The organism is Acinetobacter sp. FY731 (genome assembly GCF_059515905.1).
Genome location: NZ_JCAKNB010000001.1, coordinates 142,797 through 168,160, shown reverse-complemented (window position 1 = coordinate 168,160; position 25,364 = coordinate 142,797). Strand labels below are relative to the sequence as shown.

21 protein-coding genes and 3 tRNA genes are annotated in these 25,364 nt (G+C 36.5%); 11 read left to right on the top strand and 13 right to left on the bottom strand.

Going from position 1 to position 25,364, the window contains the following annotated elements:
* Positions 1–27 precede the first annotated feature (27 nt).
* The 3 genes from AC5YC8_RS00880 to AC5YC8_RS00870 all read right to left on the bottom strand — a co-directional run bounded on the left by AC5YC8_RS00880 (position 28) and on the right by AC5YC8_RS00870 (position 988).
* Positions 28–600 carry a DedA family protein gene (locus tag AC5YC8_RS00880; RefSeq protein ID WP_496163242.1) on the bottom strand — a complete coding sequence of 191 codons (573 nt, stop codon included), beginning with the start codon at positions 598–600 and terminating at the stop codon, positions 28–30.
* 216 nt (positions 601–816) lie between these two features.
* A tRNA-Leu gene (locus tag AC5YC8_RS00875) sits at positions 817–902 on the bottom strand.
* Positions 903–914: 12 nt separating this feature from the next.
* A tRNA-Cys gene (locus AC5YC8_RS00870) sits at positions 915–988 on the bottom strand.
* Between the two features lie 154 nt (positions 989–1,142).
* Here AC5YC8_RS00870 and folD point away from each other — a divergent pair.
* Both folD and AC5YC8_RS00860 read left to right on the top strand, forming a co-directional pair.
* Positions 1,143–1,991, top strand: coding sequence for a bifunctional methylenetetrahydrofolate dehydrogenase/methenyltetrahydrofolate cyclohydrolase FolD (gene folD / locus AC5YC8_RS00865; RefSeq protein ID WP_496163241.1), 849 nt, complete (start codon positions 1,143–1,145; stop codon positions 1,989–1,991).
* A gap of 130 nt (positions 1,992–2,121) precedes the next feature.
* The gene (locus tag AC5YC8_RS00860; protein WP_496163240.1) at positions 2,122–2,790 is read left to right on the top strand and encodes a class I SAM-dependent methyltransferase; all 669 of its coding nucleotides are present in this window, start codon (positions 2,122–2,124) and stop codon (positions 2,788–2,790) included.
* Positions 2,791–2,847: 57 nt separating this feature from the next.
* Here AC5YC8_RS00860 and AC5YC8_RS00855 read toward each other — a convergent pair whose 3' ends face one another.
* The 5 genes from AC5YC8_RS00855 to AC5YC8_RS00835 all read right to left on the bottom strand — a co-directional run bounded on the left by AC5YC8_RS00855 (position 2,848) and on the right by AC5YC8_RS00835 (position 8,931).
* Entirely contained in the window at positions 2,848–3,273 is a 426-nt protein-coding gene (locus AC5YC8_RS00855) for a hypothetical protein (RefSeq protein ID WP_496163239.1), read from the bottom strand.
* A gap of 167 nt (positions 3,274–3,440) precedes the next feature.
* A complete protein-coding gene (locus AC5YC8_RS00850; RefSeq protein ID WP_496119782.1) occupies positions 3,441–4,760 on the bottom strand; it encodes an MFS transporter in 1,320 nt (439 codons plus the stop codon).
* Between the two features lie 263 nt (positions 4,761–5,023).
* On the bottom strand, positions 5,024–6,343 hold the full coding sequence (locus AC5YC8_RS00845; protein ID WP_496119784.1) for an MFS transporter: 1,320 nt from the start codon (positions 6,341–6,343) through the stop codon (positions 5,024–5,026).
* A 251-nt stretch (positions 6,344–6,594) separates the two neighbouring features.
* Positions 6,595–7,008 carry a hypothetical protein gene (locus AC5YC8_RS00840; protein WP_496119786.1) on the bottom strand — a complete coding sequence of 138 codons (414 nt, stop codon included), beginning with the start codon at positions 7,006–7,008 and terminating at the stop codon, positions 6,595–6,597.
* Between the two features lie 93 nt (positions 7,009–7,101).
* Positions 7,102–8,931, bottom strand: coding sequence for a phosphoenolpyruvate carboxykinase (GTP) (locus AC5YC8_RS00835; protein WP_496163238.1), 1,830 nt, complete (start codon positions 8,929–8,931; stop codon positions 7,102–7,104).
* A gap of 805 nt (positions 8,932–9,736) precedes the next feature.
* Between AC5YC8_RS00835 and AC5YC8_RS00830 the strand changes: the two genes are divergently transcribed.
* Positions 9,737–10,027 (top strand): co-chaperone GroES, encoded by a 291-nt coding sequence (locus tag AC5YC8_RS00830; RefSeq protein WP_496119789.1) that lies wholly within the window; start codon positions 9,737–9,739, stop codon positions 10,025–10,027.
* Between the two features lie 68 nt (positions 10,028–10,095).
* Positions 10,096–11,730 carry a chaperonin GroEL gene (gene groL / locus AC5YC8_RS00825; protein ID WP_496119790.1) on the top strand — a complete coding sequence of 545 codons (1,635 nt, stop codon included), beginning with the start codon at positions 10,096–10,098 and terminating at the stop codon, positions 11,728–11,730.
* A gap of 60 nt (positions 11,731–11,790) precedes the next feature.
* On the opposite strand, the gene AC5YC8_RS00820 is transcribed toward groL, so the two are convergent.
* Complete coding sequence (locus AC5YC8_RS00820) at positions 11,791–12,933, bottom strand: glycerophosphodiester phosphodiesterase (RefSeq protein WP_496163237.1); 1,143 nt, start codon at positions 12,931–12,933, stop codon at positions 11,791–11,793.
* Positions 12,934–13,061: 128 nt separating this feature from the next.
* Positions 13,062–13,436 carry a diacylglycerol kinase gene (locus AC5YC8_RS00815; RefSeq protein ID WP_496119792.1) on the bottom strand — a complete coding sequence of 125 codons (375 nt, stop codon included), beginning with the start codon at positions 13,434–13,436 and terminating at the stop codon, positions 13,062–13,064.
* 326 nt (positions 13,437–13,762) lie between these two features.
* Between AC5YC8_RS00815 and AC5YC8_RS00810 the strand changes: the two genes are divergently transcribed.
* The 3 genes from AC5YC8_RS00810 (at position 13,763) to AC5YC8_RS00800 (ending at position 19,155) form a co-directional block, all read left to right on the top strand.
* On the top strand, positions 13,763–16,867 hold the full coding sequence (locus tag AC5YC8_RS00810) for a multidrug efflux RND transporter permease subunit (RefSeq protein WP_496163236.1): 3,105 nt from the start codon (positions 13,763–13,765) through the stop codon (positions 16,865–16,867).
* A gap of 289 nt (positions 16,868–17,156) precedes the next feature.
* Positions 17,157–18,494 (top strand): magnesium transporter, encoded by a 1,338-nt coding sequence (mgtE, locus tag AC5YC8_RS00805; RefSeq protein ID WP_496119795.1) that lies wholly within the window; start codon positions 17,157–17,159, stop codon positions 18,492–18,494.
* An 82-nt stretch (positions 18,495–18,576) separates the two neighbouring features.
* Entirely contained in the window at positions 18,577–19,155 is a 579-nt protein-coding gene (locus tag AC5YC8_RS00800; RefSeq protein WP_496163235.1) for a DUF4112 domain-containing protein, read from the top strand.
* A 66-nt stretch (positions 19,156–19,221) separates the two neighbouring features.
* Here the strand turns inward: AC5YC8_RS00800 and htpX are convergent, their stop codons facing one another.
* Together htpX and AC5YC8_RS00790 are read right to left on the bottom strand one after the other, a co-directional pair.
* Positions 19,222–20,127: a protease HtpX gene (htpX, locus tag AC5YC8_RS00795; protein ID WP_496119798.1), complete on the bottom strand. Its 906-nt coding sequence runs from the start codon at positions 20,125–20,127 to the stop codon at positions 19,222–19,224.
* 137 nt (positions 20,128–20,264) lie between these two features.
* On the bottom strand, positions 20,265–21,098 hold the full coding sequence (locus AC5YC8_RS00790; RefSeq protein WP_496163379.1) for a lytic transglycosylase domain-containing protein: 834 nt from the start codon (positions 21,096–21,098) through the stop codon (positions 20,265–20,267).
* A gap of 496 nt (positions 21,099–21,594) precedes the next feature.
* On the opposite strand from AC5YC8_RS00790, the gene ttcA reads away from it, so the two are divergent.
* A complete protein-coding gene (gene ttcA, locus AC5YC8_RS00785; RefSeq protein WP_496119800.1) occupies positions 21,595–22,518 on the top strand; it encodes a tRNA 2-thiocytidine(32) synthetase TtcA in 924 nt (307 codons plus the stop codon).
* 218 nt (positions 22,519–22,736) lie between these two features.
* Positions 22,737–23,120, top strand: coding sequence for an SCP2 sterol-binding domain-containing protein (locus tag AC5YC8_RS00780; protein ID WP_496119801.1), 384 nt, complete (start codon positions 22,737–22,739; stop codon positions 23,118–23,120).
* 74 nt (positions 23,121–23,194) lie between these two features.
* Here the strand turns inward: AC5YC8_RS00780 and AC5YC8_RS00775 are convergent, their stop codons facing one another.
* Positions 23,195–24,310: an MltF family protein gene (locus AC5YC8_RS00775; protein WP_496119802.1), complete on the bottom strand. Its 1,116-nt coding sequence runs from the start codon at positions 24,308–24,310 to the stop codon at positions 23,195–23,197.
* A 362-nt stretch (positions 24,311–24,672) separates the two neighbouring features.
* Here AC5YC8_RS00775 and greB point away from each other — a divergent pair, with 362 nt between their 5' ends.
* Positions 24,673–25,155 carry a transcription elongation factor GreB gene (gene greB / locus AC5YC8_RS00770; RefSeq protein ID WP_496163234.1) on the top strand — a complete coding sequence of 161 codons (483 nt, stop codon included), beginning with the start codon at positions 24,673–24,675 and terminating at the stop codon, positions 25,153–25,155.
* 103 nt (positions 25,156–25,258) lie between these two features.
* Positions 25,259–25,348, top strand: a tRNA-Ser gene (locus tag AC5YC8_RS00765).
* The last annotated feature ends 16 nt before the right edge of the window (positions 25,349–25,364 follow it).

The following is a 25,364-nucleotide window of genomic DNA, read 5'->3' as shown; positions in this document are numbered from 1 at the left end:
TGGTGACCAAGGAAAGCCAAGTGTAGATCACTTGGCTTGGTTTTTTAAAACATACACTTTATAAATAATGATAAGAGAAGCTATAACAAGAGAACCCACGATTATGGTATTAAAATGTGTATGGAATAAAGAATCCCAGACCAAATGAATCCATTCAGTTATTTGTACACCAATAAAGATAATAACCGCTGCCCAAATCAATGATGCTAATAGATTGACAATAAAATAGTGTACATAATTAAATTTCTTAATACCAAAACTAATAGGAATTACAGTTCTTAACCCCCATGCAAAACGCATACATAAAATAGTGATGGTTGGATATTTTTCAATAAAAGAACTTGTTTTATTAAACTTTTCTTTCAGTTTTGGATTTTTATGAAAAATGTTATGACCAACTTTTGAACCAAGGTGGTAATAGAATTGATCGCCAATAAAAGCACCGAGAGTTGCAGTTAAAAGAAGCAACCAAATATTTAGAATATTATGATGTGCAGCAAAAGAACCTAATAAAAGTACAGTTTCACCTTCTAAAAACGTGCCTATCAGTATGGCTAAGTACCCATAATTTTGTAATAAATTGGTCCAGTCTAATTCCATACGAGATACTCGAAATATGCGGGATTGTGCAATAGTACTTGTTGATTTTAGTATACTGTTATGTAGGCAGATATAAAGGAAAGTTTGTTGATTTTTAATAAAAAGATAGTTTTGAAACGATATTAAAAAAAGATAATCAGATATTTATAAATTTTAGACATAAAAAAACCAGCATATAGCTGGAAATTTTATTGCACCATCTTCGAAGTAGAAGAATGGTGCCCGAGGCCAGACTCGAACTGGCACGCTTTGTGGGCGGGGGATTTTAAATCCCCTGTGTCTACCGATTTCACCACTCGGGCATTTTAACAAGATGGAGGCGGAGGTCGGAATCGAACCGGCGTACACGGAGTTGCAGTCCGCTGCATGACCACTCTGCCACCCCGCCATGTCTTGTTGATGCGTATATTAGCAAGCTCTGAAAAAAAAACAATAGCAGAGTGGTGCTGTATGTGCATAAAAACATCATATCGACAAAAATAATTAAAATAATGATGTAGAATGTGCAAAATTGATTCATATCAACACTTGGGAGAAGTGCCGTGGCATTAGTTTTAGATGGTCGTGCATTAGCAAAGCAAATTGAAGCAGACTTGTTGACTCGCGTAGAAGCGCTAAAAGAGAAAACAGGTCGTACACCAATTTTAGCGACTATTTTGGTAGGTGATGATGGTGCATCTGCAACTTATGTGCGTATGAAAGGGAATGCTTGTCGTCGTGTAGGTATGGATTCTTTGAAAGTTGAACTTGGTAAAGAAACAACAACTGAGCAACTTCTTGCTGAAATTGAAAAATTAAATGCAAATCCTGATGTTCACGGAATTTTATTACAACACCCAGTACCAGCTCAAATTGATGAGCGTGCTTGTTTTGACGCAATCTCTCTTGCTAAAGATGTAGATGGCGTAACTTGCCTTGGTTATGGTCGTATGGCAATGGGCGAAGCAGCTTATGGCTCTGCGACACCTGCAGGCATTATGACTATTCTTAAAGAAAACAACATTGAAATTGCAGGTAAACATGCAGTTGTTGTTGGTCGTTCTGCAATTTTAGGTAAACCAATGGCTGCAATGCTTCTTGAGGCAAATGCAACTGTTACTATTTGCCATTCACGTACTCAAGATTTAGCAAGTTTTGTTAAGCAAGCGGATATTATTGTAGGTGCAGTAGGTAAAGCTGAATTAATTCAAAAAGATTGGATTAAGCAAGGTGCTGTTGTTGTTGATGCTGGTTTCCATCCACGTGATGGCGGTGGTGTAGGCGATATCCAACTTGTTGGCATTGAAGAAGTTGCTTCTGCGTATACACCTGTTCCAGGTGGCGTAGGTCCAATGACAATTACAACATTAATTCGTCAAACAGTTGAAGCTGCTGAAAAAGCGTTGGGTTAATTTAATCCTCCCTAACCCTCCTTTTTCAAAGGAGGGAACTCTACCTACTATTTCTAGATGGAAGTTTCCCTCTTTTCTAAAGAGGGGTTAGGGGAGATTCTTCAAAAATATATCAATTAAAAGAATTCCAATGAGCTGCACATTCCAATTTCCCAAAGTCCCCCAACATTTAATTCAAGCCTTGCATGATGTGATTCCACATTGTGAATTACATGCTCAGCAATTGCCTGAAACGCCTATTTCTTTATGGCTCATTCCACCTGTGTTTCCAACCGATAAGCTTGATGATGAAGTCATTCGTCGTATTTGGAATGATACGCCGTATTGGATTTTTTGTTGGGCATCGGGTTTGGCAATGGCACAGTGGTTGCTAGCGGAGCCACATCATGTAAAAGGTAAAGTTGTTTTGGATTTTGGTGCTGGTTCAGGCGTTGTTGCTATTGCCGCAAAAATGGCAGGTGCGAAACGTGTGATTTGTTGTGATATTGATGAAGTTAGTTTAGATGCTTGTCGTGCAAATGCTGAATTAAACGGTGTGGAATTAGAATATTTGGATGATTTGTATCAAGCTGAGCAAGTTGATATTTTACTTGCAGCAGATGTACTTTATGACCAATGTAATCGTTTCTTCTTAGATGAGTTTTTAAAGTTTGCACCAAAAGTATGGGTGGCAGACAGTCGTGTTAAAAATTTTAGTCATCCAAAATATGAAAAATTAGATGAACGTAGTGCAACTACTTGGCCAGATTTAGATGAATCTCCTGAATTTAGAAATGTAAGTTTTTATAGAACTTTGTAGGTTTTATTGGGTATAAAAAAAGGACATATTTTATGTCCTTTTTTTTATGTGAGAAAATTAAGAGCAAGTATAACGAACAACACGTAGTGTTGCTGGGCGAGCATCTAGAGCCTGAAGAGTTGCATAGTCTTGATCGCTATATAGACCAGGGGTGTTTGATAGACCAACACTTGTTCTGCTATGTCCAATTTGGCGACCAAACTCAACATCTTTTTGAGGGTTTGCAATTTCATTTATGCTTAAAATATTTAACTTATATGTGTTAGTTGTACCTAATACTTTTTGACAAGCACGTTGTAGTTTTGTTTCATCTAATTGTTGGTTTTGGCGACCAGCTAGCGTGTAGGCAAGTGTTGCTGAATCGGCGGTTTTTGATTCAACTTGGTAGCCGACAGTGCCATTGAATTGACGCGGTGTGCTTTGACAAGCTGAAAGTGCTAAGGCAATAAAACCTAATCCTAAGAGTTTATAAGTGTTATTCATCTTTAAAGTTCCCAACATTTTTATGTGATTTAGTATGCCATAAGAAAGATGAATACTCGATAAATAGAATGAAGGAAATGTGTAGAAAATAAAAATAAAAAATGCGATTCAAAATTGATTTGAATCGCATTTATATCTGCTTACTCTAATGGGCTCAATATGCGTTATTAATGATCGGTAATTAAGCTATTTTTCTTGGTATCTTTCATGAAAATATAAGTGATGAGAGATAGACCAATCATAAAGGTGATGTAGTAGAAAAAGTAATTTTCGTGTCCTGCATTTTTAAAGCTAAGGGCAACTAATTCTGCAGTACCACCAAATAATGTATTGGCAATAGCATAAGGAAGAGCTACACCTAATGCCCGAATGTGTGCAGGGAAGAGCTCGGCTTTTACTACAGCATTAATGGCAGTATAACCAGTCACAATAACCATCCCACTCATACATAAAATGAAAGCAGTTGTTGGGTTTGTGGTATTACCAAGACCATTGAAAATTGGAATCGTAAATAGAACACCTAAAACACCAAAGGCAATCATAATGGGTTTGCGTCCAATTTTATCTGAAAGAGCACCAACTGCAGGCTGAATTAACATGAAAATGAAAATAGCGGCAGTGGTAATTTCAGTTGCTGTTGTCTTTTCGAAGCCTGAAGTATTGACTAAATATTTCTGTAAATAGGTTGTAAATGTATTGAATGCTAATGTACCGCCAGCAGTTAGCATAATCACAGTAAATGCTTGTTTTGGATATTTGGTAAATAAGGCCAATGCTCCTGATTTTTCACCACCATTTTTTGCTTGTTCTTGCGCTTGCTTCGAAGATTCTGTTTCCACTAAACCACGACGAATCCAGAAAACAACAATAGCAAGTAGGGCGCCAATCGCAAAAGGAATACGCCAGCCCCATTCAGTCAACTGACTTTCAGACATGTTACGTTGTAAAACAATGAGTACGCAAAGTGCTAAAAGCTGACCTGAGATAAGCGTTACATATTGGAAGCTTGAGAAAAAGCCTCGATGGTTTTTACCTGCCATTTCGGTTAAATATGTTGCACTTGAACCGTATTCACCACCAACGCTTAAGCCTTGAATCAAGCGAGCAAATAGTAAAATTGCTGGTGCAAGCATGCCTACAGAATCATAAGTTGGTGCGCATGCAATCATTAATGAACCTACGCACATTAATGAAACGGAAAGTGTTAAACCTGCTTTACGCCCTTTACGGTCGGCATAAATACCCATAATCCACGCGCCAATTGGACGCATTAAGAAACCTAATGCAAAAACAGCAGCAGCTTGAAGAAGTTTGACGGTGCTATCACCATCGGGGAAAAATTGATTTGCAAAATATAAGGTAAATGCAGCATAAACATACCAGTCGTACCATTCGACAAGGTTACCAGCAGATCCACCTAGGATAGATTTGACGCGAGTTTTTCTATCAAGTTGCACGGTTGCAACTTGTGATGATGAGTTTGACACAGCATTCTCCAAGGAATGTGGGCAAAATGCATCCTTTTAAATTCTTTAGGAAAAACTTAAAAAAATATATTTTGTCTATTTGAGGGAGATAATATGGAATAAGTTATTTATACGCCTTTTGTCTTAATCCTTCATTCGACTTTAGTCTGAAAATATGGTGAATAGTTAACTGTAAATCAAATTAAACTTTAGGTTTTAAGATGTAAAATAAATAAGACCCTCATATTGAAGGTCTTATTGGAAATTATTTGAATAGCTTGATATTAATCATCAGTAATTAAACTATTTTTCTTAGTATCTTTCATGAAGATATATGTGATTAAAGACAAGCCAATCATGAATGTAATGTAGTAGAAGAAGTAGTGTTCATAGCCTGCATTTTTAAAGCTAAGGGCAACTAATTCTGCAGTACCACCAAATAATGTATTGGCAATGGCATAAGGTAAAGCTACACCTAATGCACGAATATGTGCAGGGAATAGTTCAGCTTTTACTACAGCATTAATTGCTGTATAACCAGAAACAATAATCATACCGCTCATACAAAGCATGAAAGCAGTCATTGCATTGTTGGTTGAACCAATATGGTTGAAAATAGGAATTGTGAAAATAACACCTAAAACACCAAAAGCAATCATAATTGGCTTACGACCAATTTTATCTGAAAGTGCACCAATTGCAGGCTGAATTAACATGAAAATGAAAATAGCGGCAGTGGTAATTTCAGTTGCTGTCGTTTTTTCAAAGCCTGAAGTGTTTACAAGGTATTTCTGCAAATAGGTTGTAAATGTATTGAATGCTAATGTACCACCAGCAGTTAGCATAATGACTGTGAATGCTGCTTTAGGGTGTTTGGTGAAAAGTTCAATAAATCCAGATTTTGGACCACCTTCTTTCGCCATTTTTTGAGCTTGTTTTGAAGATTCACTTTCCACAAGTCCACGACGGATCCAGAATACAACAATAGCTAAAATTGCACCAATAAAGAACGGAATACGCCATCCCCATTCACCAAGTGCCTCTTCAGTCATCGTGCGTTGTAAAATAATGAGTGTACACAGTGCTAAAAGCTGACCTGAAATAAGCGTTACATATTGGAAACTAGAGAAGAATCCACGGTGGTTTTTACCCGCCATTTCACTTAAGTAAGTTGCACTTGAACCATATTCACCACCTACGCTCAAGCCTTGTAATAAGCGGGCAAGCAATAGCATGGCAGGGGCAAGCATACCGATACTTTCATAGGTTGGTGTACAGGCAATAATAAGTGAGCCAACACACATGAGTGATACGGATAAAGATAAGCCTGCTTTACGACCTTTTCGATCGGCATAAACACCCATAACCCATGCACCAATAGGGCGCATAAGGAAACCGAGTGCGAATACTGCAGCAGCTTGTAATAGTTTTACAGTGCTGTCACCCTCAGGGAAAAATTTTGGTGCAAAATATAGGGTAAATGCGGCATAAACATACCAATCATACCATTCAACGAGGTTACCAGCTGAACCACCAATAATAGATTTGAACCGTGTTTTACGATCAATAGGCTGTGAAATATCTTGGGTAGGTGAATTTGACACACTATTCTCCAAAGAAGATTGAAATTATTTTTTACTACAAAATGCAAGCAAAAATTAGACCTTAATTATAAAAATGGAGGTATTTATTGAGTTGTTTATACAGGGTTGCTGGTTATTATGCATTCGACTTTAGTCGAAAAGTATTATATTTTTTGGTTAAATGAGGAGAGGAGGTATGGAGAATCGTGAATTCAGTTAAGCGTATTTTAAATATAAAAAGGTCATATTTAATGACCTTTTTATTTTATATTCTAAATTAACTTTCCATTTAAGGCTGTGCAATCCATGGGTGATTCAAATTTCACTGCTACACCAGTAATAACTGGGCGTACAATACGCCAAGGCCAAAACCCAAAGCGCTGGCTAGCATTATAATTAATGATTGCATCTGCTTTATAGTGATTTGCGAGGTGCTTAATTTTTGGATAAACATCGGTAACAGAACCATAAGTACCTTTACCAGCTTTAACGCGTTTAATGACTTTGTAATTTACATTTGAGGGTGTGCCTGCAATAAGACAAATCATTTTTTCGTTGTTATTAGGGAGTGTAACTTCAATATTGGTTGTAGGTTTTATTTCAGCTGGTGTAACTGTTGTGGATAATTCTGCATGTGCAGATACCATAACAAAAAGGCTGAAGCTTGCGATAATAGTTTTGTTCATATTTCTTTCTCTGTTTGTAAGAGTAATAAAAATAAAGTGATATTTTATTGTAAAAAAAGGCCGCTTACGCGACCTTTTTTCATTAAATCTACATTAAGCAGATTTAACAGCAGCAATCAATTCAGCTTGACGCGCTTTCAACGCAGCAGGCATACGATCACCTAATTTTTCGAACAATTCAGTGTGGCTTTCAAGCTCTTTGATCCATTGATCTTTATCTTGAGAAGTTACTAAATCAAACTGTTCTTTCGTAAAGTCTGAACCAGTCCAGTTCAACTGTTCGTAAGTTGGAACTAAGCCGATTGGAGTTTCAACAGCAGTTGCACGACCTTCACAGCGATCAATGATCCACTCAAGAACACGCATGTTTTGACCGAAACCAGGCCATACGAAGTTGCCTTCAGCATCACGACGGAACCAGTTTACATTGTAGATGCCTGGAAGTTTGTTGCCAGCAGCAGCAGCTTTCTCGCCAACTTGTTCGCCCATTTCTAACCAATGCGTGAAGTAGTCAGCCATGTTGTAGCCAGCAAATGGAAGCATCGCAAATGGATCGCGACGAACAACACCTTGTTGACCAACAGCAGCAGCAGTTGTTTCAGAGCCCATAGTCGCAGCTTTGTAAACACCATCAACCCAGTCAAATGCTTCTGAAATTAGAGGCACTGTGTCTGCACGACGACCACCGAAGATGAACGCAGAAATTGGAACACCTGCTGGATTTTCCCAGTCAGCGTCAATAGAAGGGCATTGACCAGCTGAAACTGTGAAACGAGCATTTGGATGAGCTGCTTTTTCTTCGCCAGTGTGTGGTTGACCTTTCCAGTTTGTAAGGTTAGCTGGTGCTTCTTTAGAAAGACCTTCCCACCAAACTTCGCCATTTTCAGAAACAGCAACGTTTGTATAGATAACATCTTTATGAAGAGTTGCCATACAGTTCGGGTTAGTCTTCGTATTTGTACCAGGAGCTACACCGAAGAAACCTGCTTCAGGGTTGATTGCATATAAACGACCATCTTCACCTGGTTTGATCCAAGCAATATCGTCACCTACAGTTTCAATTTTCCAACCTTCGTAGCCCGCTGGTGGAATCAACATAGCGAAGTTTGTTTTACCACATGCAGATGGGAATGCAGCTGCGATGTAGTGTTTTTCACCTTGTGGATTTGTCACGCCAAGGATTAGCATGTGTTCAGCTAACCAACCTTGTTGACGACCCATATAAGAAGCAATACGTAAAGCTAGGCATTTTTTACCAAGTAAAGCGTTGCCACCGTAACCAGAACCGTAAGACCAGATTTCACGAGTTTCTGGATAATGAACGATCCATTTGTCTGGATTACAAGGCCAAGCAACGTCTTTTTCGCCTTCCGCAAGCGGAGCACCTACAGTGTGTACGCAAGGAACGTAGTCACCGTCAGTACCAAGAACGTCATAAACTGCTTTACCCATACGTGCCATTTTAGACATGCTTACAGCAACGTAAGGAGAATCAGTAAGTTCAATACCGATATGAGCAATATGAGAACCTAAAGGACCCATAGAGAAAGGAACAACGTACAACGTACGACCTTTCATAGAACCGTCAAATAAACCGTTAAGACGAGTACGCATTTCAGCTGGAGCTTCCCAGTTGTTTGTCGCGCCAGCATCTTCTTTGTTTTCTGAACAGATGTAAGTACGACCTTCAACACGAGCAACGTCAGAAGGGTCAGAATTTGCAAGGTAAGAACCAGGATGAGTTTCTTTGTTAAGTTCTTGCATTGTGCCGTTAGCGATCATCAAGTCGATATAACGTTGATATTCTTCTGCGCTACCGTCACACCATTCGATTTTTGCTGGTTTGGTTAATTTTGCAATTTCTTCCACCCAAGCAATAAGCTTAGGGTGACGAACGAATTCTGGTGCGTTCACTTGGGTCATGATGAGGCCTATCTCAAATGTGTACAAGCTGTACAAGTATAAATCGATGTAATGAAATACATTACAAAGATGAAATCTAAAAAAGTGGCGTTATTAAAGCATAAAATGATAAAAAAAATAAGACTTAAGCATAAGGTGGAAATTGGGTGATATTGATGAGTATTTCTTATATTATTTATATAAAACAATATGTTATCAATTTTCAAAGAGGGTTACTTGTTTATTCTATACTTTAATGCGTGGTATTTATTTTAATTATAGTTAATAAAATCAATGATTTGTGATTTGTTGATTTTGAGTTTTCTTTATCGATTTGATGAATGGTCGTGATAGTAAATTCACATAATGCAAAAAAAGATTAATATATAAGCTATTGAAATCAGAATAAATAATAAAGAAAGATATAAAAAGTGTTAATTCAGGAATAGCGGGTCTTTTTATTGTTAATTTTTATATTTTATGAGTAATTATGCGAAGTTTGTTTTTTATTATTTATTTGAAGAATGTTGGGGCTTGGTTAATAAAATATGAAAAGATCAAATATTGGAAATATTTAATTTTGAGCATTGATGAAATAGTACGTATAAATAAGCTTTTGATTATCAAAATTCAGAAATAGAATGTTAAATAATGATTTTGGGTGAAAAACATACAAAAAAGCTAATTTTTTTTAACCTTAGCCCTTGAAGCATATTTTTCCATCCCCAAAACAGAGTCATCGAAAATGATTTAATTGGATAATGACCTATGGAAAAAGAAAGTCATTATCTATTACCAAAAAAGACTAAGTCTGATGGAGTTTACTATGAGCAATATTCGTCCTTTACACGATAACGTTGTTATTCGCCGCGTAGAAAAGGAAACAAAAACTGCTGGTGGTCTTATTTTAAGTACTTCAGCAGCTGAACAACCAGCGCAAGGTGAAATCATTGCAGTGGGCAACGGTAAAGTAACGGATAATGGCGTTCGTGCTTTAGATGTTAAAGTAGGCGACACTGTATTGTTTGGTACTTATGCTGGTACAAAAGTAAAAGTTGATGGTGAAGAGCTTCTTATTATGAAAGAGTCTGACATTTTAGCGGTATTAGAAGGTTAATCCTTAAATCCAGTGTCAAATTTTTTAATCAGATTTTGTAAAAATTTAAAAAAAATTAGGAGTTAGTTATGTCAGCTAAAGACGTAAAATTTGGTGATTCAGCTCGCGCTAAAATGATCGCAGGTGTAAACGTACTTGCAGATGCAGTAAAAGTGACTTTAGGCCCTAAAGGTCGTAATGTTGTTATTGACCGTTCTTTTGGTGCGCCGCACATCACTAAAGATGGTGTAACTGTTGCAAAAGAAATTACCTTAAAAGACAAGTTTGAAAACATGGGTGCTCAACTTGTTCGCGAAGTTTCTTCAAAAACAAACGACATCGCTGGTGACGGTACAACAACTGCTACAGTTTTAGCTCAAGCAATTTTAAATGAAGGTATCAAATCAGTTACTGCGGGCATGAACCCAATGGACTTGAAACGTGGTATCGACTTAGCGGTTAAAGCTGTTGTTACTGAAATTAAAAATACAGCAAAACCTGCATCTGATTCTAAAGCAATTGAACAAGTTGGTTCTATTTCTGCTAACTCTGACACTACTGTTGGTAAATTGATTGCTCAAGCAATGGAAAAAGTAGGTAAAGAAGGCGTAATTACTGTAGAAGAAGGTTCAGGCTTTGAAGATTCTCTAGATGTTGTAGAGGGTATGCAGTTTGACCGTGGTTACATCAGCCCGTACTTTGCAAACAAACAAGATACTTTAACTGCGGAACTTGAAAATCCATTCATTCTTCTTGTTGATAAAAAAATCAGCAACATTCGTGAATTGATTGCAGTATTAGAAGCTGTTGCTAAAACAGGTAAACCACTTCTTATTATTGCTGAAGATGTTGAAGGCGAAGCGCTTGCAACTCTTGTTGTAAACAACATGCGTGGTATTATTAAAGTATGTGCGGTTAAAGCACCTGGCTTTGGTGACCGTCGTAAAGCAATGCTTCAAGATATCGCAATTTTAACTGGCGGTACTGTAGTTTCTGAAGAAATTGGTATGTCTTTAGATCAAACTACACTTGAGCATTTAGGTACAGCGCATAAAGTAACTGTTTCTAAAGAAAACACAGTAATTGTTGATGGCGCTGGTGTTGCTGCTCAAATCGCTGAGCGTGTAACTCAAATTCGTGCTCAAATTGAAGAATCTACGTCAGAATATGACAAAGAAAAACTTCAAGAACGTGTTGCTAAATTGGCAGGCGGTGTTGCTGTAATCAAAATTGGTGCTGCAACTGAAGTTGAAATGAAAGAGAAGAAAGATCGTGTAGATGATGCTCTTCATGCAACTCGTGCTGCGGTTGAAGAAGGTGTTGTTGCAGGTGGTGGTGTTGCGCTTGTACGTGCAGCTAAAGCACTTGACGGTGTTGCTGGTGTAAATGATGATCAAAATGTTGGTATCAATATTTTACGTCGTGCAATTGAAGCTCCACTACGTCAAATCGTTGCTAACTCGGGTGACGAACCATCTGTAGTGATTAACGCTGTGAAGAATGGTGAAGGTAACTTCGGTTATAACGCTGCAACTTCTGAATATGGCGATATGTTAGAAATGGGTATTCTTGACCCTGCTAAAGTAACGCGTTCAGCACTTGAGCATGCAGCATCTGTTGCAGGTTTAATGTTAACAACTGAATGTATGATTACTGATATTCCAGAAGATAAACCAGCTATGCCTGATATGGGCGGTATGGGTGGCATGGGCGGTATGATGTAATTCATCATTACCCTATGTAAAAAGGTCGCTATTTATAGCGACCTTTTTTTATTGGGAGATTTATTTATTATTTTTCATGAAGGCATTTACAGCTTTACGTCCTAAATTAGGATCATCGGTAAATAGTCCATCTACACCTGCTTCAAAAAATAACTGATATTCTTTTAATGCACCTGATTCACAGCGCTCTTTTTCAACGTTATTACATCTTAAGCTTTTAATTAAAAATTTATTTTCAGGGCGTAAACTATAAGGATGAACTTTTAAATTTTGTGCATGTGCTTCTTGCACAAAATGAGTGAGGTTGCCCGATTGATCTACAATATAGTTTTTACTAGGTCCAATACCTTGAGCATATTTAGCAACATTTTTTAAGCCTTCTGTTGTTGCTAAATCACCATAAGTTTTGTGAATACCTTGAGCAATAAAGTCTGCGGGAGATTCATTAATATCGCTATAAAGTTGTATTAATTGAACTTGTTTTAAGCCTTTATATTGAGGTAGTTGTGCTTTTATATACTGTAAATTATTCACTTCAAAAGATTGTAAATAAATAGGTGCTTTATCACGTGTGAATTCATGTGAAGCTAATGTTTTGAGTAATTGGTCTTCTAAAGGATGATTAATTTTTTGAAAATAGGTTGGATGTTTCGTTTCAATATATAAACCGATTAATTTACCTGTTTTTTCATAATGTTTTTGCGCTAAAGCAATAATTTCTTCTAACGTTGGAATTTCGTATTGATCGTTAAATTGGGTATTTTGAGCGCGAATTTCAGGAATTCTTTCACGTGCTTTGAGTTGTTTTAACTCACTTAGAGTGAAGTCTTCAGTAAACCAGCCCGTGTGGCTTTCACCATCGATGATTTTTGTCGTTTTACGATCTTTAAATTGTGAAAGTTCACTTACATTTGTAGTGGTGGTAATGTCATTTTCATGACGGGCAACTAAATAATTATCTTTAGTTGGCACTAGATCTGGCTCAATAAAATCGGCACCATCATCTATGGCTTTTTGATAAGACGCTAAAGTATGTTCAGGGCGTAATGCACTTGCTCCGCGATGCCCAATAATAAGGAGTTTAGGCTCCTGATATTTATATGGTGACTGAACGATGGTTTGTACGTTTTGTTCTGATTTAGGGAGTTGGCTACAAGCGGTAAGTGACGCAAGGCTCAAAAGTGTAATCCATGTTTTTTGCATAATTCTTGAGTATCTTTAAATTTCGATGCAAATTAGTATTGGGCGTAAGGTAGACATCTATATGACAATTTACAAAAGTCTACGCAAAAGAAAAGGGCAGAAATTTGCCCTTTAAGATTTATGGAAAGTTATTTTAATAAAATGATTGCCCAACTGACAAAAATAATGGCTAAAGAAATAAATTGTGCTGCACTTCCCATATCTTTCGCATCTTTAGAAAGTTCATGTTTATCTAAGGAAATTCGGTCTACAACAGCTTCAATTGCAGAATTGAATAGCTCTACAATAATTGAAAGTAAACACACGATAATCATAATGGCTTGTTCGGCAGCACTTACGTTTAAAAAAAATGTGGTGGGTATTAGAATAATATTAATAAGAATAATCTGTCTAAAAGCAGCTTCTTTTTTAAAAGCAGATTTAAAACCATCTAGAGAATATTGAGTGGCATTGAAAATGCGTTTAATACCTGTTTTTCCTTTAAATGGAGAATTTTGAGTCATAATTTAAAAATTCCAAAAATTTCAGGCAGAATAATATACGTACCTTAAAAAAATATTATTTATTTTATACTAAATCGCTTAATTTAATAAAAATGTACTGAGTATGGTTAGTGTATACCACTAGTATTTATATAAACTTGTAAAGAATAAAAGAGAATGAAAAAAAAGCTCTACATAGTTTCTACATAATTAAAAAAATAAGGATTTTTTCTGTAATCTATTCTTGTATTCTGAGAGTGATGGGTAGACTATCACAACCCAAATTTTCACGTTAATGTCACACGTTTGTGGTGAAATTAGCTCTACATCGGAAGCGTAAAAAGACAATGATGTCGAAGTATTTTATTGAACGTCCAATTTTTGCAGGTGTTTTAGCCATTTTTATTATGGCTTTAGGGTTGTTCTCAATATTAAACTTACCAGTAGAACGGTATCCAGATATTGCTCCTCCAAAAATTTCAATAAATACCACATACTCTGGTGCAGATGCTGAAACAGTAGAAGAAAGTGTTACCCAAATTTTAGAAGAACAAATTAAAGGCTTAGATCATCTTTTATATTTTAGTTCAAATAGTGATTCCACAGGAAGAAGTCGTATTCAAGTTAGTTTTGAAAATGGAACTGATCCAGATACTGCACAGGTTCAGGTGCAAAATGCTATTAATGGGGCTTTAAATCGATTACCTGAAGAGGTACAACGCCAAGGGGTGAATGTTGTAAAGTCTTTGGGCGATACACATTTAATTATTGGCTTGTATGATGAATCGCGTCAAAGTAATAACATCGCATTATCAGATTATTTACAAACACATTTAGAGTCTGAAATTGCTCGTGTTGATGGTGTGGGTGAAGTCGATGTATTTGGCTCTCAGTTTGCGATGCGTATTTGGTTGAATCCCAATAAATTAAAAGATTACAAACTTATACCAAGCGATATTCAAAAAGCAGTTGAAGCACAAAATACGCAAGTTGCCGCAGGGGGAATAGGTGAATTACCTGTAGCACAAGAACAGTATTTAAATGCAAAAGTAACAGCAGGATCACGTTTTAAAACGGTTGAAGAATTTAACAATATCATTATTAAAGCCACTCAAGATGGTAGTTATATTTATTTAAAAGACGTAGCTCGTGTTGAAATTGGTGCGGAAAATTACCAAGCGTACAATACCATTAATGGCTATCCATCGGCAGGAATGGCTATTTCATTGGCTTCAGGTGCAAATGCAATTGAAACATCAAGATTGATTGATGAAGCTGTAGCCAATATTTCGAAAAAATTGCCACAAGGGTATAAGTTAGTTTATCCAAGAGATAACACACCTTTTGTTCAAGAGTCTATTAATGAAGTTGTGAAAACGCTTTTCGAAGCCATTTTGTTAGTGGTTATTGTTATTTTCTTATTTTTACAGAACTGGCGCGCAACACTTATTCCAGCGATTACAGTTCCTGTTGTGGTATTGGGAACAATGGCGGTTTTATTTGCTACAGGGATGAGTATTAACACATTAACCCTATTTGCTTTGGTCTTAGCAATTGGTTTATTGGTTGATGATGCGATTGTTGTGGTGGAAAATGTTGAACGCTTAATGCATGAAAAAAGCTTAAGTGCAAAGCAAGCATCCATTGAATCTATGCAGGAAATTAGTGGTGCTTTAGTGGGAATTACACTAGTTTTAAGTGCCGTTTTTATTCCAATGGCATTTTTTGGTGGATCAACAGGCGTTATTTATCGTCAGTTTTCTATTACGCTTGTGACAGCAATGGCAATTTCTTTGGCTGTTGCATTGGTGTTAACACCTGCTTTATGTGCGATCATTTTAAAGCCCAATCATAAACCTTATGCATGGGCAAATCGCTTCAATCATTTTTTAGAAAATGTAAAAGCTAAATATATCTCACTCACTTTTAGAACACTACAAAATCGATTAGTTACTATTGTTATTGCATGTGCATTAACTCTTACATTTGCATTGTTTTATCGAGTATTGCCTACAAGCTTTTTGCCTAATGAAGATCAAGGTGCCTTAATGCTTCAGATCGCATTACAAGATAATGCACCAATGTCTAAAACCATTGAAGTGGGTGAAAATGTACGTCGTTATTTCTTAGAGCATGAAACAGCTAATGTAGATTTAGTCATGCTGCGTTATGGTCGAAGTCGAGGTGGTACAGGGCAAAATTTAGCGCAAGGTTTTGTGAAGTTAAAACATTGGGATGATCGTAGTGGTAAAGAAAACAGCGCAAATGCGGTGAAAGAGCGTGCCATGAAATATTTCAAAGCCAATAAAAATGCCAATATTATGGTTATGATGCCACCAGTCGTAAATGGTTTGGGCGATACCAATGGTGTTAACCTTTGGCTGCGCGATATTGAAGGACAAGGGCGTACTGTTTTAAATGAAAAGTTTCAAGAGTTAAAGACTGATGCACCTTATTATAAAACTTTTGAAAACCTAGATAAAAAAGCAATACCAGATCGTGCGAAGCTTGTTGTTCACATTAATCAAAAAGCTGCAATGGCAGCAGGTTTGTCACCTACAGATATTAATAGCACTCTGTCTGCTGCTTTAGGGGGTAAGTACATCAATGACTTTATTGATCGAGGGCGTATTAAGAAAGTCATGATGCAAAGTGAAGCATTATTTAGAGCGAAACCAGACGATTTGCAATTTTGGTCGGTACGAAATAATAAAAATGAAATGGTGCCATTCCCTAGCTTTTCTGAAACATACTGGTCAGGTGGTCCTGAAATTGTGAATCGCTTTAATGGTTATGCGGCTCTTGAATTAGAAGCAGATAAAACAGCAAATGTAAGTAGTGGGCAGGCAATGAAAGATTTACAGAATTTAGTAGATCAGATCCCTGGTGTCGATTTAGCTTGGAGTGGTATGTCTTATGAGGAAAATAAGTCGAGTAATCAGGCACTCTTACTTTATTTGGTTTCTATAGGGTTTATTTTCTTATGTTTAGCCGCACTATATGAAAGTTGGTCTATTCCTGCAGCGGTTATGACCGCTATTCCATTAGGTATTGGTGGTAATATTCTATTTAGCTACTTTGCAGGTTTCCCAAATGATATTTACTTCCAAATTGCATTGTTAACGACTATTGGTCTGTCATGTAAAAATGCAATTTTAATTGTTGAGTTTGCTTCTATGGCACAGCAACAAGGAAAATCAGCTATTGATGCGGCTTTAAGTGCCGCAAGATTACGTTTACGCCCCATTTTAATGACGTCTATTGCCTTTGGTGCTGGCGTTTTACCTCTTGTTTTTGCCTTTGGTGCTGGCGCGGCAAGTCGTCAAGAAATTGGAGTAAGTGTTTTGGGTGGGGTGGTGTTTGGTACTGTACTTGTACTTATATTTATTCCATTTATGTATGTGCTTATTCGTAATATTTTTAAAGTGAAGCAACAAAATATCGAAAGTTAAGTATTAAGATGTCAGTTTGATCATTAATAGAACTAAAATTCATTTATAATCATTTGAATTGTAGATTTTTTGTTGCATGGGTTGAGTAATACATAACTTGTTTGTAGTATTTGCACGCCGTATAAACGGTATATAGAGGATCACGTTCCTAAATGGACAGGCATAGTTGTCATTTATCTTACATTTCAAAACATTATATTCACCTCATACAGGATGAAGGTATTTTGTTGGCAATGAACTAATTTGCCATGTTGCCTTTATTACTGCGTGAGAGTAATGAGGGACTAACATGAGCTACAACAATTTTTTGTATTTAATTAATGACGCACTTAAAAATAATCATATCGAGCTTGCTCTCGAGTCATTAAAAACATTCCGTGCTGCAGATATTGCAGATATTATCGCTCAATTACCTATTGAGAATAGTCAGACCTTAATTCTGAATTTGCCCGACCGTTCCTATGTTTTTTCTTACTTATCTCCCGATATTCAAGCTGAGCTTGCTAAGGTTTTGCCACGTCAGGTTCTAGCGGACATTATTGGTGAAATGTCTTCAGATAAGCGAGCAGATGTATTTAAACGCTTAGATGAAAATCAACAAAATGCATTATTACCTGCTTTAGCTCAAGCAGAGCGTGAAGATATTCGTTTGCTTTCATCTTATGTTGAAGGAACTGCGGGAGCTATTATGAGCTCCGAATACGCAACGTTATATCCGAATATGACCGTAGCAAATGCAATTAAAATGTTACGTGCTGAAGCACCAGATACTGAAACAATTTATTTTGCTTATGTTTTGGATGAAGCACGAAAACTGTTAGGCGTGATTTCATTAAAACAACTTATTTTGGCACAAGAACAACAGAATATTAATGAGTTGATGGTGACCAATGTTCTTTTTGCAAAAGTAGATTCAGATCAAGATGAAGTGGCAAAAATCATTGCACGTTATGACTTATTAGCATTGCCAATTGTTGATGAGCAAGGTGTTATGGTTGGTATAGTCACGCATGATGATGCCATGGATGTTGCACGTGAAGAAGCAACAGAAGATTTCTTAAAGGCTGGTGCGGTCAATGCAACATCAAGTCTAAGTTTAAAGTCTACGCCTATTCTTCAACTTTATAAAAACCGTGTTTTCTGGCTTGTATTTTTAGTATTTGGTAGTTTGCTTTCGGGTATCGGAATTGCTCACTTTGAAGATATTATTGCACAAAATATTGTTTTAGTATTTTTCTTACCTTTACTTGTGGGAAGTGGTGGTAATGCAGGATCACAGTCATCTACATTAATGGTGCGTGCTTTAGCAACGGGTGATGTTCAATTTAAAGATTGGTTCCTTTTATTAGGACGTGAAAGTTTGGTTGCTCTTTGTTTAGGCTTAACTATGGCTTTGGCAGTTTCATTCTTAGGTTTTTACCGTGGCGATGAATATGTTGCTTTAGTCCTTGCGATTAGTATGGTCGGAATTGTTTTACTAGGCTGTTTAATTGGCATGAGCTTACCATTTATTTTAAACAAGTTTGGTTTTGACCCTGCAAGTGCATCAGCACCTTTGGTCACCTCTATTTGTGATGCGACTGGTGTTTTAGTGTATTTATCTATTGCTTCCATTATTTTATTTTAGTGCGTTGTAATATTGATATAAAACGAAGATAAATGCGTATATGCTCAATCTTAATTAAATATTGCTTCAATGATAGATTGGTATGGGAAAACAAAAAAAATTAAGTCAGCAAGAAGTTATAAAGTTAGAGCGTGATCTTGCAAAATACGCCAATATGATGGATTCGATAGTTCGTATTCCATTTACTAAGCAGGGCGTAGGTGCAGATGCAGCACTGAGTACAATTCCCGTGGCAGGTAATGCTGCAGGTTTTGTACTTACATGCTATGCCATTTATAAAGCAAAGCAAATTGGTGTGCCCAAGCATAAGTTAACACCTGTAATGAAAATGGCTGTGGTTGATGCTGTGGTTGGTGTTATTCCTATCGCAGGTACAATATTTGATATTTTCATTCGACCCAGTCGAAAAGCTTTAGATGTTGTACATGAACATATTCGCCTCGAATATCAGATTCATTCTGACCATCATGTTGTACATCCGTTTCTACATGAAAAATTGGAAAAGAAACAACGTAACTCTGCTTTTTGGCGTAATTCTGTTGTAGCTTGGTTATGGTTACATATTCCAGATATTTTAGGGTTATTGTTTCTTGCAATATTCTTTTATGCTTTATGGGTTGGTGGTAGCTTGGCCATTCAGTGGTTACAGAGTTTTTTATAGTCGATGTAACATAATAAAAAAGCCTCCAATTGGAGGCTTTTTTAATGCTTAATTTAACAAGTTAAATTAAGGCACATTAAGTTGCTGTAATGCAGCAACACGCTGTTCAATAGATGGGTGAGTTTGGAATAGGGCAGCTAAGCTAAAGCCTTCTTCTTTACCTGCCGAAATAGCAAAAGCTTTCATCTCTTTTGGCATAGCATCTGGTAATTCAGATTCTGCTTGTAAACGTAATAACGCAGAAATCATGGCTTGTTTGCCAGCAAGACGAGCACCTGCTTCATCTGCGCGGTATTCACGTTGACGAGAGAACCACATTACAATTGAAGACGCTAAAATACCAAATACGATATCAAGTACAATTGTAATTGCAAAATAGCCAAGACCAGGGGCTTCGCCATCTTGTCGACCGAAAACATTACGGTCAATGAAGTCACCAACAACACGAGCAAAGAACATAACAAATGCGTTCACAACACCTTGAATAAGGGCAAGAGTAACCATGTCACCATTGGCTACGTGTCCAATTTCGTGAGCAAGTACTGCACGCAATTCATCTTTATTCATACGCTCAAGTAAGCCAGTAGAAACAGCAACGAGAGAGTCGTTTTTATTCCAACCTGTTGCGAAAGCATTTGATTGATAAGATGGGAAAATACCCACTTCAGGCATGTTAATACCGGCACGTTGCGATAGTTGAGCAACTTCTTGTAATAACCATGCTTCTGCTTGGTTGCGAGGGGCATTAGGGTCTATGAGTTCAGTACCAGTTGTTTTTTTCGCCATCCACTTAGACATGAATAGTGAAATTAAAGAGCCAACCATACCAAAGACAAAACAGATCACTAAAAGGTTGCCTAGATTTAAGCCACCCGCGCCATGGTAACTACCGACACCGAAGAGTGACAAAATTATGCCAGCTACAACCAGTACCGCGAGGTTGGTAAGCAAGAACAAACCAATCCGCATCATTGAGAGAATCCTCTTAAAAATTAAATAGGTAAGATTTATAAAAATAAATCTATTCTTAAATATGCGGTGTCTATTGCAAAAATTCAAGAATAAATTTTAAAAAATAATCGCTTTATTGAAGAGTGTAGGTCATTTAATTAGCGTGGAGTTGCGTTGGCATATGTAAATGTGCCATCACTCGTTTGAATAATTTTTCTTTGTGGCTTAGGTGATGAATGTGTCAAATTGATATTAGATGCAGTTTTAGCTTGAGTTGGTTTTGTAGTAGCAGTGACTTCAGAAGCAGATTGTTCTGATGTGGTAGAGCTTGCTGAAAATCCTACACCACTTGAATAGAGGTTTTGAAAACGACTATTTACTCGACGTACATAATCTTGAGTTTCTCTAAAAGGTGGAATGCCACCATATTTACTCACATTTCCTTCACCAGCATTATAGCCTGCGAGTGCTAAAGATGTATTTCCATTGAAGCGTTCTAATAACCATGCTAAATATTTTGCACCCGCCATAATATTTTGATGCGGATCATAGGCATTTGAAACATTAAATCGGCGTGCAGTTGCAGGCATAAGTTGCATAAGACCTTGAGCACCAACAGGAGAGCGAGCATTGGTGTTAAAACCAGACTCTGTATGCATAACGGCTTTAATTAAGCCTTCAGATACGCCGTGTGTAGAGGCTGCTTGTCGAATGATATGATCAAAAGCATTTTTATTTTTACTATAGCTTGGCAGAACTGAAGATTCAGATGAGCCCCAGTTCGAATAGTTATGTATGTTGCTATCTGCGTAATAAGTGATTTTGATACGTTGTAAAGATTGATCTGAGCTTTTCTTATTCGTAAGTAGTGTACTGCCTTTACTATCTTTATACATGTAAACTTGCCCCGCATGCGTAGGCAATGCCATGAAAGAAATAGCAGTAGTAGATCCCAATAAAAAAAGTGAAATAAATCTTAAATTTTTAATCATTAGCAGTATGAGCATTTATATACGGCAACATTAATACAATCGATTTTAACAAATAAAAATATAAATAGAAGCACTAAAGCATTTTTTTTGGATTACGTATTCACAAAAATCAAGTCAATTTGTTGATTCAGTAATCAAAAAAAATATTTATTTTTTTTTAATGAGCATTGCTTGACAGGGTTAAGTCATTGAAAATAAATACAAAATAAATTGATCAAAAAATAACCAATTTAAATAGAAGCCTTAAATTCAGGGTGCATAACCTTGTCAAGTACTTTTAAATCCACAAAGTTATCCACAGCTTTTGTGGAAAACTGTGGAAAAGTCCAAAAGATAAGCATCTTGGCTAAAAAGTGAACTCTAACGTTCAAAATTACAATTTTTTTAAGAAATTTTTATGACAAAAGCAATTATTTTTTTATTACATTCTTTTGGTGCGATTTGGCACCATTTCGGCTAAAATTGCGCAGTATTTTTATTATGGTTAATTTCGTCTATGTTCTCACCAGTTGAATCCGAACAAGGATTTAATTTCAAGCCTGAATTGCCTACTAGTTCGGCATATTATCGGTTGTTGAAAAAACTCCGCCGTCAAGTTGGTCATGCTATTCGTGATTTTAAAATGATCGAAGATGGTGACAAAGTCATGGTGTGTATTTCTGGTGGTAAAGACAGTTATACCTTGTTGGATATTTTGTTGCAGTTTAAGCGCATTGCACCAATTAATTTTGATGTTATTGCGGTTAACCTAGACCAGAAACAACCAGGCTTTCCTGAAGATGTTTTACCACGCTATTTAGAAGAAAATAATATTCCGTATTATATTCTTGAAAAAGACACATACAGTATTACGAAACGTTTAACGCCAGAAGGTAAAACTTATTGCGCAGTGTGTTCTCGTTTACGCCGTGGTTCATTGTACGGTTTTGCTCAAGAGATTGGCGCAACTAAAGTGGCATTAGGTCACCACCGTGATGATATTTTGGCAACATTCTTCTTGAACTTATTCCATGGTGGTAGTTTAAAGGCAATGCCGCCTAAACTATTGTCATCAGATAAAAAGAATATTTTGATTCGTCCTTTGGCTTATGTTGAAGAAAAAGACATTATCAAATATGCAGAAATGCGTAAATTCCCAATTATCCCTTGTAACTTGTGTGGTTCTCAAGAGAACTTACAACGTGCAATTTTAAATGACATGTTGCGTACTTGGGATAAAGAATATCCAAAACGTTTACATAGTATTTTTGGTGCTTTACAAAATGTTTCTCCATCGCAACTTGCAGACCGTGAATTATTCGATTTCGAAGCTTTAGATAGTGAACGTGAAATCGATTTCACTGGAAGTTGCACAGTAGATGAAACACCTGGGGCAAGTAAAAAAATTAATATGGTGAACTTAGGTTTCGCAGCAGAATAATTTACATTTAGACACTATTTCTTCGGAAGTAGTGTCTAGATCCAAATATGTATTTATAAATAATAAAAAAACTAAAACATCAAAAATTGAACGCTTCGTACATATTTTCTTATCCTTATTTTAAAATTACGTGCTATAACAACTGACAAGCAAAATTTGCTTTAGAATTATGCTGTTTGGATAAATAGCAAAATGTATAAATATATAGAGGAAAGATCATGCCTGCTTTTTTAACTGATGATTGGTTTTCAACTGTAGAAACGCTTACAGCACAAGCTGGCGATTTAAATTTACCACCTGCGCTTGCAAACCTTGCAATTAACTTAGTGGTTGCTGATGCTTCAGGTAATACTGAATTGTCTTTGGATGGTGGGGCAATTAAAAAAGGTCTATCTTCGAATGCAAAAACAACATTAAACATGGATGGTGAAACTTTACGTAAAGTTTTCCTTGAGTTTGATATGGCTGCTGCTATGCAAGCATTCATGACGGGTAAAATAAAAGTTCAAGGCGATATGTCACAGCTTATGGCATTACAAACTGCAAGACCTAGCCAAGAACAAAAAGATTTGTTCAAAAAAGTGTTAGAGCTAACAGCTTAAAATATTAAATAAAAAAAGCTTACCTTTTGGTAAGCTTTTTTTATTGCTGTCAAAATATAAATATTTCAATAAGTTTAGATATTTACAAGTTGAGGCGTTGTTTTGATATGCTCAAGATAAGCACGAATACGCGTTACGTATTGCACAGCTTGTCTATATTGACCATTACTTGCTTTGTTACGATCTAAATAAGCATAAAAGTTGACCCAATTGTCTGGATCTTTACCTTGAGCTTTAATACGTTTTTGAATCTGATTGACTGTGCCTGGTCCCATATTGTACGCAGCAAGTGCATACCAATTACGATCTGGGAAAGGGATGTCTTCATAACGACTTAACATTAAGTCGTAGTACTTTGCACCACCTTGAATGCTTTGGGCAGGGTTAGTACGATCACTTACACCCATTGCTTTTGCTGTGCTGTTGGTGAGCATCATTAAACCACGAACACCTGTGGGAGAAACAGATGTTGGCTTTAAATAAGATTCTTGATAACCAATAGCAGCAAGTAAATGCCAATCTAAATCATATTCTTGAGCAGTCTTTTTGAAACTAGCCTTATATATAGGCATACGTTTACTTAGATCGCTTTGAATGCCATCCCAATATTCTTCTTTCACCACATTACGGTTATAAAAAGAAGCAAGTTGGTTTAGAGATCCATTTTGTTTACTTTTACAAATAAAGCCACTTGCAGTTTGAGTAAGTGGATCATCTGCATGTTTAAACACCCAATTTAATTCAGTATTTAAACCATTCTTTTCTAAACTATTCAAATCACCACATGATGCAGGGAGAGATGTCAGTTTTTTAGTTTCAATTAATTGAGTGTTTGCAGTGGTCATTGCAAAATTTGCTTTACCAGTTGCAACCATTTTCAAAGCAGTTGCATTATCTTCAACTGTTTGGAACTCTAATTGTACATTTAGGTTATCTGCATAGTTACGGACTAAGTCGTAGCCGAAACCGTGAAAATAATCACCATCTTCAAATACGGCAGATGGATTAGCAACAGAAACAACTGTTAATTTATTTTGATTAACAACGTTGTCGAACTGATATGTTGCTTTACTTGCATTAATTGCGTGAAACGGAAAAATAAGGCTAGTTAATGCAAGTGCTTTTAAAGAGAGAGAGAGTTTATTTGAGTTAAGGCTAAGCCTCGACCCAGGTGTTGAACTACTGTGCATGTTGTCTCCGCTACAAGTAATTTATGCCCAAAAAGTAAAGCTAAAAAAGCTTCCATCTTTTTAAAGTTTGATAAATTCAATAAGGGGGTGGGCAGTCATGACGTCATTCAAAATGACATGAGATTAAGGATGGAAAATGTAGAAAAACTACATTGTTTAAAAAACAACCTAAGCTAAAAGTTGAGCGAATATTAAAGGGGGAAATTCGAGATGTCAAATTTTGTACTTAAAAAAATAAAAAAATATATTATAACTATTTGAAAATGTGGGTTTTATTTTTTTATTTTTTTGCTTTTTATAAGTTTTAGTATAAATTTGGTATATTAAATCCTGTACAAGAGTAAAAAATTGCTTAGAAAATCATGAAATCAAACTTAATTACTCGTACAGGACACGACCTTCTTGTCGCTGAATTAAAGCATCTTTGGCATGAAGAACGTCCCGAAATCACTAAGAAAGTGAACTGGGCGGCAAGCCTTGGAGATCGGAGTGAAAATGCCGATTATCAGTACAATAAACAAATTCTACGTAAGATTGATCGACGTGTTCGTTATCTTGGAAAACGGTTAGAAGAGCTCAAAATTATTGATTACTCACCAGAGCAAGATGGTAAAGTTTTTTTTGGTGCATGGGTCGATATTGAAAATGAAGAAGGTGAGCAAAAAACGCTTAGAATAGTCGGGGTAGATGAAATTTATGATCATCATCCACAACATATTTCCATTGATTCACCCATGGCACGAGCATTGTTGTCTAAACAAGTTGATGACGAAGTTGAAGTACATACACCTTTAGGTAAAAAGTTGTGGTACGTAAATTCAATTTGCTATGAAAAAAGCGAATAAATAAACGAATTTTCATTTTTTGTTTTTATTTTGAGCATACGAGTTAAAAAATATAGAAAAGTGTTTGCCAAGATTGAATTTTATTTATATGATAGCCGCCATTGGAAGCGTGGCAGAGCGGTTTAATGCACCGGTCTTGAAAACCGACGAGGGTTTACCCCCTCCGTGAGTTCGAATCTCACCGCTTCCGCCAAATTCAAAAAGACCCT